Origin of the sequence: Roseateles sp. YR242, assembly GCF_900109745.1 — a bacterium.
Classification (GTDB): Bacteria; Pseudomonadota; Gammaproteobacteria; order Burkholderiales; family Burkholderiaceae_C; genus Roseateles.
Genome location: NZ_FOAV01000012.1, coordinates 121,094 through 135,515 on the forward strand (window position 1 = coordinate 121,094; position 14,422 = coordinate 135,515).

Below are 14,422 nucleotides of genomic sequence, written 5' to 3' on the forward strand. Positions count from 1 at the left end.
CGGGGTCAAACAGGAAAGGCGCGAAGTGTAGGGCCAACCCCAGGTCACGCAAGTGTCCAGTGGGCATTAACCCGAAATGATGCCGTGAACGTCGCGCAAACGGGACGATCCCGCCTGGCCACCACCCCTCCATCCCCGCCCCTCCGCTCCCCCCCGCCATCCCTTCCCCCTCCGTCGCCCCCCCCCCGCCCGCCTTCGCATTTCCCTCAAACATCACCCCAAGGGAGGATGCGCCCGGCCATTCCACCATTCGCCCTGGGGCGTACACTTTCCTGACTCAATAAAACAGGGATGGCAATTCATCCGGAGGTTGACATGGACTGGAGCCTGGCCACGTGGTGGTGGGTGGTATGCGGGGGCTTGGTGGCGGCGGAGCTGGCCAGCGGCACGACTTTTTATCTGCTCATGTTGGGCCTGGGAGCTGCGGCTGCGGCGCTGACCGCTCATGCCGGGCTGAGTTTCAGTGTGCAGATGCTGATGGCGTCGGTGGTGGGTGGTGCGGCCGTGACTTGGTGGCACTTGCGCCAGTCTCGCCACCCTCGCCTGCCGGCCTCGGCCAACCCTAATGTCAACCTTGATGTCGGTCAAAGCCTGGACGTCAAGCTTTGGCGCGCAGACGGCACGGCGGAGGTCAAGTACCGTGGCGCCGCCTGGCAGGCCCGATTCATTGGGGGTGGCTTGCCCCACACTGGCCGCCATGTCATCCGCGCGGTGGAGGGCTCGTGCCTGTTGCTTGAGGCGGTTTGAGCGTTTAGGTGGCTCAAGCGCCAGGGCGGTTCCACGCATCGTGATGAAGCCGGCGCGGTTGCGGCGTCATTGGCGAGTTCGGTGCAGCCTTTGTCTTGATGAGGGGGGTGCAGTGAATCGTGGCAGAGCGCGGTTCGAGGAAGTGACGGCCCGGTGCCCTTTTCCGTAAGTCAAGGAATGAATGGCCCGCGAAGCTGGACAGAAGGGACATGGAGGAAAAGGGTACCGGGCCGGCGCTTCCGGGCGCACCGCGTACGACGCATGACGCACTACCCAGCAGCATGCGCCTCCAGCACGTTCTGACGACGCAGCACTCCTAGACGCAGCCAACCCAGTCGCACCACGTTCTCCCGCCCCCACACGACGGCGGGGCCCCATATCCCCACTCAATCCCGAGCGCCCCACAACCGGCGCCCACCCCCAGCGCCCAAAAAAAAAGGCGCATGTTTCCCGAGGAGCTTGTCGTTCATGGAAATCTTTGCATTTGTCCTCCTGGTCGTTGCCGTGACCTTCGTCATCCAATCGGTCAAGGTCGTTCCTCAGCAAAACGCCTGGGTGGTTGAGCGCCTCGGGCGTTATCACGCCACCCTCACGCCCGGCTTGAGCATTCTCATCCCCTTCGTCGACCGCCTTGCCTACAAGCACTCCCTCAAGGAAATCCCGCTGGATGTCCCCAGCCAGATCTGCATCACCAAGGACAACACCCAGCTCACGGTCGACGGCATCCTGTATTTCCAGGTCACTGACGCCATGCGCGCCAGCTACGGCTCCAGCAACTACATCGTGGCCATCACCCAACTGGCGCAAACCACGCTGCGCTCGGTCATCGGCCGCATGGAACTCGACCGCACCTTTGAAGAACGCGACATCATCAACAGCGCCGTAGTGCAGGCGCTGGACGAGGCGGCCCTGAACTGGGGCGTCAAGGTGCTGCGTTATGAAATCAAGGATCTGACCCCGCCCAACGAAATCTTGCGCTCCATGCAGGCCCAGATCACCGCCGAGCGTGAAAAGCGTGCCCTCATCGCCGCCTCCGAAGGCCGCCGCCAGGAACAGATCAACATTGCCACTGGCGAGCGCGAGGCGGCCATTGCCCGCTCCGAGGGTGAGAAGCAGGCCGAAATCAACAAGGCCCTGGGCGAAGCGGCCGCCATCACGGCGGTGGCGGATGCCAGTGCAGACGCCATCCGCAAGATTGCCGCAGCCATCCAGCAGCCGGGTGGTGAAGATGCCGTGCAATTGAAGGTGGCAGAACGGGCCGTTGAAGCCTTCTCCCAACTCGCCCAGAAGAACAACACCATGATTATTCCGGCCAACATGAGCGAGGTCTCCGGCCTCATTGGCACGGCCATGGCGCTCTTCAAGAACGGCCAAAAGAATTTGTGAGCGGAACTTCCTTTTCACTCTAAAAAACTGCGCTATGATGGCGGGCTTCGGAGAGATGGATGAGTGGTTTAAGTCGCACGCCTGGAAAGCGTGTGTGGGTTAATAGCCCACCGCGGGTTCGAATCCCGCTCTCTCCGCCACCAATTTAATAAGGTCTGATTCTCCAATTCAGATCATTGAGCAAAGGCTCCTTAAAAAGCTCTTGCCCAATTGCACTAAGTTTGCAAAACAACCCCGGTAGACCAACGTCTTCCGGGGTTTTTTCATTTCTGGCGCCTTCCTGCCCGATTGCCGCCCTCTCGCCCCTTCCTGCTTCCCGCCTGTTTCCCCGTGCAGCTCACGCTCGGCACCTGCTCTGCACCCGGCAGCTTCCATCTCGGGATGCCCTAGCGGACCTCGCCTGCGCGACACTCGCACGGGGCGGGCACAAACGCTGCCACGCCTTCGCGTCACTGTCGACTCATCCAGGAGATCCACATGAAGCAACGCCACTGGCTGGCTACCTCTTTGCTCGCGCTGTCCCCGCTGGTCAGCGCTTGGGCCGCGGACACCACGGTCACCCTCAAGATTGCCACGCCGCAAGGCGAAGGCCAGGCTATCGGCACTGTTCGTGTCGTCGAGACCCGCTATGGCCTCGCGTTCTATCCCCAACTCACCAATCTGCCTCCTGGCCTGCACGGTTTTCACGTCCATGCCAATGCCTCCTGCGCACCCGGCATGAAAGACGGAAATCCGGTACCTGCCGACGGCGCGGGTGGTCATCTGGACCCGGACAAGAGCGGCCGCCACGGTGAGCCCTGGGGCGAAGGCCACCTCGGCGACCTGCCGCCCCTGTATGTCGACCCCCAGGGCAACGCAGTCAATCCGGTCCTCGCCCCCCGCCTGATGCGCATCATCGACATCAAAAAGCATGCCTTGATGGTCCATGCCGGGGGCGACAACCATGCGGACCACCCCGCGCCGCTGGGCGGCGGAGGCGCACGTATCGCCTGTGGCGTCATCGAATAGCCCAAACGCGTTCGCGCCAGTAAGTTCTACCGGCGCACCCAAGGTTCCTCAAGCTGGGCATGCGAATTGCCATTCAAAAACAATTCGTTGCACAACTTGAATGAAGGAACAAATTATGAGCCGCCCAGCTATCACGGTGCCCTTGCCGGTCAACGACCAGGCCAAGGCCCTGCAGCGCCACCTGCTGCAGTGCGCCCGAGCGCGCGGCCGATGGTTTGGCCTGTCCGTCTGGGCTGAGCGGGTGCACAGCATGGTCCTGCCGCGACTGGCCACCACCGCCGCGCTGGGTGGCGTGACCCTGGCCATGGTCGCCCATTGGCTATGAATACCGAGGCGGCGGCGTCGGAACGGGCGCCGACCTCGCCCCCCACATCGGAAATCAACGAAGAACTGGCACTGCTGGAGCCCTCCCTGGGGCCGCTGGAGCCGCCCATTCGCTCGGTGCTGTTTGGCGCCGCGCGTTTTGAACAACATGGCCGCAGCCTCGCGCGCGCGCAAGCCATCCAGGGGACCGCAGGGGCCAGCCAATTTTTTCCGCGGCTGGATGACAACCTGTCCATGCTGCAACAAGCGCGGCGCCTGATCGAAAAGCGCTCGCGGGACTTTCGCCATCTGGGTGCTGCCGGCAAGTGGCTGCTGGACAACGCCACCCTGATCGACGAGCAGACGCACCAGGTCCGCCGTGGCCTGCCGCGCGGGTTCTTCCGCCTGCTGCCGCGCCTGCGTGACGAGCCCTTGGCGGGCCTGCCTCGTATCTATGGCATCGCCTGGGCCTGGGTAGCCCACACCGACGGCGGCTTCGACAATGAATTGCTGATCCGTTACCTGCGCGCCTATCAGGAAGAACGCCCCCTGTCGTTGGCCGAAATGTGGGGCCTGCCCACCACGCTGCGTGTGGTGTTGGTGGAGAACCTGCGCCGCCTGGCCGAGCGCTTTGCCACCCTCCAGGCCGCTCGCGACGTGGTGCATCACTGGTTTGATGGCGACCCGGCCAGCACCGGTCTGGCCGCTGTGACCGACCTGGAACCCCGCATGCGCGAACGGGGTGTGCTGGAGGCCTTCTGGCTGCAGCTGGACCACCGCCTGGAAGAGTTGCCCGCCTCGCTGGCCGGTGAGCTGCGCGCATGGCTCAGCACGCGCCTGCCCACGCCGTCGCAAGCGCTTGCCCACCAGCAGGACGAGTCCATCAAGGACCTGCAAAGCATCCGCAATGCCATCACGGCCCTGCGCCGTATCGACCAGACCGACTGGCGGCGTCTGGTCGAGGCGGTCAGCCCCGTCATGCAGACGCTGGCGCAATCCCCGGTCTACGCCGCCGAGGCCAGCGACACGCAGGACCTGACCCTTCACGAGATCGAGCAATTGGCGCGACGGTCCGGCCGCAGCGAGCTGGATGTGGCGCGTCAGTTGCTCGCCCTGACTCGCACCGGCAACGACAGCACCGGCATCGAACCGGACCGCCGCCTGGCGCCGATCTACTGGTGGCGCGGCGCCGGCCGGCCCGAGCTCTTTGCCGCCCTGGGCCTCAAATCCCGTTACGGATGGCCGATCGAACCGGCACGCCAGGAGCGCTGGGCAGCCACTGCTTATTTGTGCGGCCTGGCTGGGTTGAGCGTCATCGTGCTGCTCTGGCTGATCGGCCAGATGCGCCCGGACCTCTCCACCGGATGGCTGGTGATCATCACGCTGCTGGCCGCGGGCCCGATCAGCGAAGCGGTCGTGGCCTTGACCAACCGGTGGATCAGCGAACTGTCCCACCCCAGCCGCCTGCCTCGCCTGGATCTGCCGGAAGGCATTCCGGCGCAGGAACGCACCCTGGTCGTCATGCCGGTGATGCTGCCGACGGAGGGCGCCGCGGCGCCGCTGTGCGCCCAGTTGGAACAGCACTACCTGGCCAACCGGGAACCGAATGTTCAGTTCGCACTGCTGAGCGACTTCGCAGATGCCTACGAGGAGCAGCAGGCGGGCGACGCAATGATCCTCGTCACCGCCGCAGATGCCGTGTCCGCGCTCAACGAGCGCCACGGCGCCCTGCCCGATGGCCGGCCGCGTTTCCTGCTCCTGCACCGGCAGCGCAGTTGGTCCGCCACGGAGCGCAAATGGATTGGCTGGGAGCGCAAGCGCGGCAAGCTGGAACAGCTGCTGCGCTTGCTCAACACGCCGGAGGGCCCGTCGCCGTTTGTCGACCTCGGCCCCATCTCGATCCCCAACACCGGCCTGCGCCATCTGGTCACACTGGACAGCGACACCGACATGCCCCCGGGACGTCTGCGTGCGCTGGTCGGCACGGCGGCCCACCCGATGAACCGCCCTCGCCTCGCGCCGGACGGCCGGCGCGTGGTGGAAGGCTACGCCATCCTGCAGCCACGCGTGCTGGCCCCCATGCCGGAAGACCGGGAGGGCACGCCCTATCACCGGCTCTTCGGCGGCCAGTTTGGCATCGACCCCTACAGTGCAGTCAGTTCCGAGATCTTCCAGGATCTGTTTGGCGAAGGCAGCTTTACCGGCAAGGGTCTCCTGGACGTCCGGGCCACCCACGCGGTGTTGAATGGCCGGCTGCCTGAAGGCCAGGTGCTCAGTCATGACCTGCTCGAAGGCAGCATCGCGCGTTGTGCGGGCGTTTCCGACATCACCGTGGTGGAAGATTCCCCCATGCATGCGGACGCGGCCCACGCACGGCTGCACCGCTGGACACGCGGCGACTGGCAATTGCTGCCCTTCCTGCTGCACCCCCGCCGTTACCGCCTGGGCGCCATCAACCGATGGAAGCTGCTGGACAACCTGCGGCGTTCGCTGGTGGCCCCCTTCTCCCTGGGCCTGCTGCTGGCGGTCATGACGACCGACGCGCTGCCGCTGGGCCTCACGCTGGCGCTTGTGTTCGCCGCCTTCGGCATTGGCCCGCTGGTGGGTGCGCTGGCGGGGCTGGTGCCAAGTCGGGATGGTCTCGCGCTGCGACACTTCTACCGGGAGACCGGCGCGGACCTCGGTCGTGCCGTCGCACTGGCGGGCTGGCATGTGGCCCTGCTGCTGCACCTGGGCCTGCTGTACCTGGATGCCGTGGGCCGCGCCCTCTGGCGTCAGACCGTGAGCCGGCGCCACTTGCTGGAATGGACAACGGCGGCAGCTGCTCAGGCGGCCACCCGCAGGGAGCTGCCGGCACTCATCGCCCAGCACATTCGCGTACCCGTCAGCGCCGTCGTGCTAGGTGCTCTGCTGATCGCGGCGCACCTGCTGGGAGCACCCGTGGACGGCACGGCGGCCTTCTGGCTGCTGCTGGTGTGGGGCCTCTCCCCCGTCTGGATCTGGTGGGCCAGCCGCCCGCGCCCTGCCATCCACGACCCGCAACCCCAACTTGACCCCCAGGGTCGAGACTACCTGTGGCAGCTCGCCCGGGACACCTGGCGCTTCTACGACCACCACGTCGGCGCCGCAGACAATCACCTGCCGCCGGACAACGTCCAGCTCACGCCCCATCTGCTGGTCGCGCACCGCACCTCGCCCACCAACATCGGCATCTACCTGCTCACAGTCGCCTGTGCGCGCGAGCTGGGGTTCATCGGCCTGGTCAGCATGACCGAACGGCTGGGCGCCACGCTGAACACCTTGGAGCGCCTGCCGCGCTGGCAAGGCCACTTCTACAACTGGTACGACACCCAAAGCCTCGTGGTGCTGCCGCCCGGGTACGTCTCCGCCGTGGACAGCGGCAACTGCTCCGGCCACCTGCTGGCGGTGGCACGTGCGTGCGAGCTGCTGATCGACACCACGCCAAACGCCATCGCCCTGACCACCCGTCTGGCACTGAAGCAGACCTTGCACCGTCTTCGCATCCATCAGCCCCCGCTGGCGAACGCCGCGCTGCCAGCCAGTGCGGCCTTGGTAGAGGCACTGCTGGCCGACGACGTGCTGGACGCCAGCGCGGAGGAACAGCAGGCCTTACTGTCGGCCCACCTCGAAGCCGCACACGCGGAAGTTGGCGAAACGAATCCTGCCGGTGTGAACATTGACGGCACACCCCTCCCCGTGGAGGACGGCCGTCCCGACACGGACACCCCGCTGCACTGGCTGGTGCGGGACCTGGTGGCCCAGCTGCTGTCCTTCTGGCGCGATCACGGTGCCGCCTTCTCGCAGGCACGGATGCAGCTGCGCGATCTCGCCGATCGCGCTCGCCGACTGGCCCTGGAGGCCAACTACCGCCCCCTGTTCGACCCCGAACGTCGGCTGCTGCGCATCGGCTGGCGTGCCGATGCCCAGCAACTCGATGAGAACCACTACGACCTGCTGGCCAGCGAGGCGCGGCTCACCAGCCTGGTGGCCATCGCCAAGGGTGACCTGCCGCCGGAGCACTGGCGCTCGCTGGGCCGGCCCTTCTTTGCGCGAGGCAACCTGGGCACTTCCCTGGGGCTGAAGTCCTGGTCCGGCTCGATGTTCGAATACCTGATGCCCTCGCTGGTGCTGCGCGAGCCGGCCGCCAGTGCATTGGGCCGCGGTATCCGCACGGCCGTTGCCGAGCAGCGTGCTGAAGCGCTGGGACGCGGCACCCCCTGGGGCATCTCCGAATCCGCCATTGCCGGCCAGGATCACACCCTCGCCTACCAATACGGCCCGCAGGGTGTGCAGTCACTGGCGCTGGCCCGGCTGCCCACCGATGAACGGGTGCTGGCGCCCTACGCGGCGGTCATGGCCGCCGTGGTGGCGCCCTCCGCCGTGGTGCGCAACCTGCAGGCTTTTGAACGCCTGGGGGCACGGGGCAGCTTCGGCTTCATCGAATCCGTGGACTACACGCCGCAACGCCAGACGGCCGGCGCGCCGTTCACGCTGGTGCAGACCTACATGGCCCATCACCAGGCCATGGGCTTCGTGGCACTCACCAATGTTCTGGCGGACGAAGCGCCCCGTCGCTGGCTGATGAGCGACCCGCACATCAAGGCGGTGGCCACGCTGCTGCACGAACGGGCACCGCGTGAAGTGGCGCCGCTCGCCATGCCGGCCCAGGACCTGCCACCGCGCCAGCGTCAGGTGCGCAAGACCCGCATGGTCCGCGAGACCGAGCCCCTGTCCGACACCCTGCCGTTGACCCACATGCTGACCAACGGGCGTTATGCCGTGGTGCTGCGCAGCCACGGCGGTGGCTACAGCAACTGGGAAGGCAACGGTGTCAGCCGCTGGCGGGACGATCTGCTGCGAGACCAGCACGGCCAGTTCCTCTTCATGCGCCGCGTTGGCGAACCCGACTGGTTCAGCACCACCGCTCGCCCTGCGCCAGATCCTCGCGCCACCTATCACTGCCGTATGCAGGCCGAGCGGGTGATCTATGAAGCCCAATGGCCCGACCTGCGCACCTGCACCACCGTCTGGGTCAGCCCTGAGGACGACTGTGAACTGCGCCAGGTCGAGCTGTTCAACACCAGCCGCGAACCGATGGTGCTGGACCTGGTGTCCTGCTTCGAAGCCACGCTGGCACCCCAGCGCGGGGATGAAGCGCACCCGGCCTTTTCCAACCTGTTCATCCAGGCACGCTGGGATGCCGGCGAACACGCCTTGCACCTGCGCCGCCGCCCCCGGCTGTTTGACGAAGCCGCGCTGCGAGCGGTGTTCTTCCTGGTACCCGACGACGGCCTGGGTGCCGGACGCGGTTCCTCGTCGAGCCCGCCCCCCGGCAAGCCGGCCACCATTCAGTACGTGGAGCCGATCGCCGATCGGGCCCGTTGGCTGGGCCGCTACGGCAGCACCACACGCCCCGCCGGTGACGCTGGCGTGAGCGTGGTGGAAGACGAGGCTGACGTCGCCGCCGCAGGCGAGCCCGGCCGTTTGCTGGACACGGGTCTGGATCCGCTCGCTGGTATTCGCCTGCGTGTGAACCTGCCGGCCGGCAGCACACTCAAGATGACCTTCTGCACGGCCGCCTCGAAGGATCTGGATCAACTCACCGCGCTGGTGGACAAGTACCGCCAGGTCGCCCACCTGGAACGCAGTGCGGCCATGTCCCACACCATGGGTGGCATCCGCCTGCGCGAACTGCAATTCGACACGGCCACCTGGGGCTCGCTGCTGCAGCTCAACAGCCTGATCACCGGTCAAGCCGCACGCGAAGCGGTGCATGCGCGCGAGCTGTCCAGCCGCTGTGACCGCCGCCTGCTGTGGCGTTTCGGCCTGTCCGGGGACCGTCCCATCATTGCCGTGCATATCAGCGGTGAGGAAGGTCTGGACCTGGTGCGCGGGCTGAAGAAGGCGTTGCGCATGTGGAGCGCCCATTCCCTGGGGGTCGACCTGGTGGTGCTCAACGAGGAGCCGGCCTCCTACCTCGCGCCCGTGCAACAGGCGCTGCAGCAGCTGCAGACGCGGCTGGAGGGGCAGCATCACGGGCGCCCCGCCCATCTGCGCTCCACCCTGCATGTCCTGCGCGAGAACGAACTCTCACCGGACGAGCGCTTCACGCTCCAGACCCTCACCCGCATCCGCCTGCAGGCCGACGGTCGCAGCCTGGCCCAGCAGGTCGAACGTTGGCTCGACGACATGCGCCCAGCCACCGATGTGCAGCACCTCACCGTGCCCCACACCCTGCCGCAGCGTCTGGACCCTCACCTGGTGGTCCGCCCCCCGGACGGGCAGTTCGATTCGGAGCATGGCGCCTTCAGCTTCGAGGTATCGCCTCAGCGCCATCCCTCGCGCCCGTGGGTCAACGTCCTGGCCAATCCGGACTTCGGCTGCCAGTTGACCGACGTCGGCGCGGGCTACACCTGGGCCGGCAACAGCCGCATGCACCAGATCACACCCTGGTCCAACGACCCCCTGCTGGACCCACCGGGCGAATGGCTGCTGCTGCACGACCTGGACCAACAGCAGCTGTGGTGTCTGGGCCGCCATGTGGTGGATGGTGCGCCGCTGGCCGTCGAACACGGCATCGGCTACAGCCGTATCCGGCAGCAGCTGGAGGACTTGCAGATCGACCTGTGCTGGTGCGTGGACCGGGATGCCCCGGTCAAGCAACTGCAGGTGGAAATCCGCACCACCTCACGCCAGCGGCGTCGCCTGCGGCTGGTGACCATGGCCGAATGGCAGTTGGGGAGTGCCCGCAGCGAGCGGCTGTCGGTGACCACGCGCAGTGACTGGCTGACGGTGGGCCCCCTGGGCGCGGGCCTGCCCCAACCCGAACGGGTGCTGGCCCTTAGCGCCACCCAGCTGGACCAGCTGGGCGGCTTCGGCAATGCCACCGCCGCCTTGTGCCTGCGCCCCCGTCAGCCCACAGACCGCAGTGTTGGCGGCAGCAGTGGTGGAAGCAGTGGTGGCGCCCCAGCCGCCGCCACCGTGCGCCTGGACACGCAGGACTGGACCTGCGACCGCCGGGAGTTCTTCGACCCCGCAGGCCGTCTGGTGGTGCCCATCGGAATGAGCCGCCGCAGTGGCGGTGGCCTGGATGCCTGCGCGGCGCTGGCGGCGCGCGTCGAGATCGATCCGGGGCAGACCGCGGGCTTCACCGTGCTGCTGGGCCATTCGGCCTCACCCGAGGCCACGCATGAGTTGATGGAAGCCGCCTGGGCCCAGGACCCCGCCGACCGCCTGACGCGCCAGCGCGCCCAGTGGCCGGAGCTCCTTGGAGGCCGCCAGGTCCGCACACCCGATGCACGCTTTGATGCGCTCACCAACTTCTGGCTGCCCTACCAGACCCTGGTCTGCCGCATGTGGGCGCGTGCCGGTTTCTACCAGGCCGGTGGCGCCTTCGGCTACCGGGACCAATTGCAGGACGCGATGGCCCTCACCGACGTGGCGCCCCGCCTGCTGGCCGACCAGCTCAAGCGCAGCGCCGCGCGCCAGTTCCCCGAGGGCGACGTGCAGCACTGGTGGCACGAGCCGGGTGGCGCTGGCGTGCGGACGCACTTCTCGGACGACCGTCTTTGGCTGCCGTATGCATTGGCGCACTATGTCGCGCGTACCGGCGATCTGGCGCTGATGGACGAGAACGCCCCCTTCCTGGTGGGGCAGCAGGTGCCCGAAGGCGCGGAGGACATTTACGAAACCCCGCGCACCGACGGCCCGCTGGCCACGCTCTACGAGCACGGCGCCCGTGCCATCGACCGCAGCCTGGAGAGCGGCTCGCACGGCCTGCCGCTGTTCGGCACCGGCGACTGGAACGACGGCATGAACCGCGTAGGGCACGAGGGGCGCGGGGAATCCGTCTGGATGGCCTGGTTCCTCTGCCAGGTCATCGACGATTTCGCGCCGCTGGCGCTGGCGCGGGGTGAGCATGAACGGGCCCAACGCTGGACCAATGCACGCGCGGGCTGGGTACAGGCGCTGGATGGGCCCGGCTGGGACGGCCAGTGGTACCGGCGAGGCTTCTTCGACGATGGCTCCGCGCTGGGCTCGGCCGCCAATCCCGAATGCAAGATCGACCTCATCGCCCAGAGCTGGGCCGTGCTCACCGGTGCTGCGGACCCCGCCCATACGCGCCAGGCCATGGCCAGCGCCTGTACGCACCTGCTGGACCCGGTGGCCCGGCTGGCGCGGCTGCTGCATCCGCCCCTGGCGGTGGCCGAACCCAGTGCGGGCTATATCCAGTCCTACGCCCCCGGTGTGCGGGAAAACGGCGGGCAGTACAACCATGCGGCGGTCTGGGCGCTGATGGCCCTGGCCCGCATGGGCCAGCGCGAGACGATGTGGCAGGTCTATAGCGGCCTGAGTCCGGCGCACCGCTGGGCAGATCCGCGCCTGGGCCCGCTCTACGCCATCGAGCCCTATGTCATGGCGGGGGACATCTACTCCCATGCGCCGTGGGTGGGCCGGGGCGGCTGGAGCTGGTACAGCGGCTCGGCCGGCTGGTTGCTGCGCGCCTCGCTGGAATCCATCTGCGGTGTGGTGGTGGAACAGGGGCGACTGCGGGTCCAGGCCTGCCTGCCGACGCATTGGGACTGGGCAGAAGTGCGGGTGCGGCATGAAGGGCGCTGGCATCGTGTCATCGTTTGTGCCCATGACACCGCGGCGCGTGCGGTGCTGACCCAGGAGCCTGGTGCCCGGCGCATTGAAGCCCGCGACCGGATCGACCTGGCGGCATTGGAAGGGGATGCCCCGCTGGTGGTGGTCAGCCAGGCGGAACGGGTCGCACTGCCGGCGCCTCAGGTCAGCGACATGGCGGAGCGACGCTGATCGTTCGCTCAAGTTAATCGATTCACCAGCGCACAACTTTCACGAAGACGACATTTTTGATCTCTAGAGTCCGGCGGTTTTGGAACCACACCCCGGCTCATCTCATGCGCGTCCTGTCCAGCTCCGCCTTCTTTCTGCCTTCCGGCCATCGCTCCCACCCGTTCCCGCTGCGCCCGCTGGCACTGGCGTTGCTGACCGGCTTCCTGATGACCGGTTGCGGTGGCGACGGCGGAGGCGATGACGACAACGCCGTGGCGGTGCTGCCGGACGCGCCCGCCGGCCTGGGGAGCACCGACACGGCTGCGGTGCAGGACGCCACGGCCGTGCCGCCCTTTGTGGACAACGCCGCGACCAACCAGCGCGGCGACGCCCGCTACGCGACGCTGGAGACCAACGCCGGTGTGCGCGTCACCGCCGGCTTCCTGAAGATCTGGCAGCCCAGCACCCTCATCGTGGACGCGGGTGTCACCGCCGCCGCCAACGGCAGCTTCCCCGCCGTGGTGGCCTCCACCTGGACCGGCATCCCCGGTGACGCCACCGACGGCATGGTGCTGGATGCGACACTGCATGCTGCCAACATCCAGTACGTCATCAACGCCACCACCCAGCGTACCGACGCTCAGGCCCTGGCCGCCTACCTGGATGACCGCCGGGGCAAGGGCTACAGCGTCAGCGACGGCATGGGCCCGCTGGCCACGGCCTGGCGCACCGCTGCAGGCCAGACCACCACCATCACCGGCATGCCGGCCGACGCCACCACGGTGCTCTACAACGACGGCGGTGCCGACGTTGGCGTGAGCACCGCCAGCGGCAACACCACCATGGGCCTGGCCGTGGACTTCATCAACACGGTGGGCGACAACGCCTCCACCGAACCCGCCAAGCGCTTCTACAAGTACGCCCGCCCGTGGCGCTGGAGCAGCAGCGTGGTGATGGTGCCGCAACTGGTGCCCGCCAAGAGCAGCACCGCCAACACCGATGGTGGCTATGTCAGCGGCCACACCGCCGAGGCGGTGCGCAAGGCGATGGCCATGGCCTACCTGGTGCCGCAGCGTTATCAGGAAATGATGGCCCGCTCGCTGGAGCTGGGTGAGAACCGCATCCTGGCGGGCATGCACTCGCCGATGGACGTCATTGGTGGCCGCATCCTGGGCGAGGCCTCGGCCGCCGCAGCCATCGCCAACGGCAACGGCACGCCCCTGCGGGCCTCGGCCTACCAGCAGACACAAAGCGTGCTGCAGTCCGCCGCCAGCGTGACCACGCCGGCGGCCCTGTTCACTTACGCGCATTCGGCCACCACCGCCGACGACCGCTTCAACGACTGGGCATCACTGCGCACCAACGCCCTGCGTCGCCTGACCTTCGGCCTGCCGCAGACCGGCGACAAGACCAAGGTCGCCACCGTGCCCAAGGGCGCCGAAGTGCTGCTGGAAACCCGCCTGCCCTACCTGAGCGCGGACCAGCGCCGCGTGGTGCTGAAAACCACCGCCGTGGCCTCCGGCTACCCGGTGATGGATGACAGCGAAGGCTGGGGCCGCCTGAACTATGTGGCAGCGGCAGACGGCTACGGCGCCTTCAACGGTGACGTGGCCCTGACCATGGACGCTTCGCTGGGCGGTTTCTACGCCAACGACAGCTGGCGCAATGACATCAGCGGTGCCGGCAAGCTGACCAAGGACGGCACGGGCACGCTGCACCTGACCGGCACCAACACCTTCTCCGGCGGCCTGGTGTTGAAGGCCGGCACGCTCGCCGCGGACAGCGCCGCCGCCCTGGGCAAGGGTGACGTGTATGTCTCGGGTGGCACGCTGGTGAGCAACGCCCCGGCCGCCGCTGTCGCCGTCGGTGGCCGCTACAGCCAGCGCGCCGGCTCGACGCTGCAGGTCGTGATGGGCGCCTCGGGTGCCGGCCGCCTGGCCGTGACCGGTGCGGTGAATGTGGAAGACGGTGCCACGCTGAACGTCAAGTTCGCGGCCGGCTACACCGCCAAGGCCGGCGACTCGGTGCATGTGCTGACCAGCGCCACCTCGCTGGCCGGCAAGTTCAGCACGGTGACCGTGGACGGCTTCACCAAGATCAGCACCAGCTACAGCGGCACGGTGCTGACCATCAAGATCGAAGGCTGACGCCCGGCAGAGGC

General features: G+C 67.4%; 6 protein-coding genes and 1 tRNA gene. All 7 read left to right on the top strand.

Features of this window, described 5'->3' with window-relative positions; all coding sequences use genetic code 11:
• Positions 1 to 315: 315 nt before the first annotated feature.
• The gene (locus BMY53_RS19800; protein WP_092948216.1) at positions 316 to 747 is read left to right on the top strand and encodes an NfeD family protein; all 432 of its coding nucleotides are present in this window, start codon (positions 316 to 318) and stop codon (positions 745 to 747) included.
• A gap of 468 nt (positions 748 to 1,215) precedes the next feature.
• A complete protein-coding gene (locus BMY53_RS19805) occupies positions 1,216 to 2,133 on the top strand; it encodes an SPFH domain-containing protein (RefSeq protein WP_092948217.1) in 918 nt (305 codons plus the stop codon).
• A 49-nt stretch (positions 2,134 to 2,182) separates the two neighbouring features.
• A tRNA-Ser gene (locus tag BMY53_RS19810) sits at positions 2,183 to 2,273 on the top strand.
• A 337-nt stretch (positions 2,274 to 2,610) separates the two neighbouring features.
• Entirely contained in the window at positions 2,611 to 3,141 is a 531-nt protein-coding gene (sodC, locus tag BMY53_RS19815; RefSeq protein ID WP_092948218.1) for a superoxide dismutase family protein, read from the top strand.
• A 115-nt stretch (positions 3,142 to 3,256) separates the two neighbouring features.
• Positions 3,257 to 3,466, top strand: a complete 210-nt coding sequence (locus tag BMY53_RS19820) for a hypothetical protein (RefSeq protein WP_092948219.1) — start codon at positions 3,257 to 3,259, stop codon at positions 3,464 to 3,466.
• A complete protein-coding gene (locus BMY53_RS19825) occupies positions 3,463 to 12,282 on the top strand; it encodes a GH36-type glycosyl hydrolase domain-containing protein (RefSeq protein ID WP_092948220.1) in 8,820 nt (2,939 codons plus the stop codon). Before BMY53_RS19820 ends, BMY53_RS19825 begins: the two co-directional genes overlap by 4 nt.
• 206 nt (positions 12,283 to 12,488) lie before the next feature.
• On the top strand, positions 12,489 to 14,408 hold the full coding sequence (locus tag BMY53_RS19830; protein ID WP_177200979.1) for a phosphatase PAP2 family protein: 1,920 nt from the start codon (positions 12,489 to 12,491) through the stop codon (positions 14,406 to 14,408).
• Positions 14,409 to 14,422 lie beyond the last annotated feature (14 nt).

Excerpts from the sequence above, each read along its gene's own strand:
- BMY53_RS19800 (WP_092948216.1), top strand. The coding sequence starts at position 316 with ATGGACTGGAGCCTGGCCACGTGGTGGTGGGTGGTATGCGGGGGCTTG.
- BMY53_RS19805 (WP_092948217.1), top strand. The coding sequence starts at position 1,216 with ATGGAAATCTTTGCATTTGTCCTCCTGGTCGTTGCCGTGACCTTCGTC.
- sodC (WP_092948218.1), top strand. The coding sequence starts at position 2,611 with ATGAAGCAACGCCACTGGCTGGCTACCTCTTTGCTCGCGCTGTCCCCG.
- BMY53_RS19820 (WP_092948219.1), top strand. The coding sequence starts at position 3,257 with ATGAGCCGCCCAGCTATCACGGTGCCCTTGCCGGTCAACGACCAGGCC.
- BMY53_RS19825 (WP_092948220.1), top strand. The coding sequence starts at position 3,463 with ATGAATACCGAGGCGGCGGCGTCGGAACGGGCGCCGACCTCGCCCCCC.
- BMY53_RS19830 (WP_177200979.1), top strand. The coding sequence starts at position 12,489 with ATGACCGGTTGCGGTGGCGACGGCGGAGGCGATGACGACAACGCCGTG.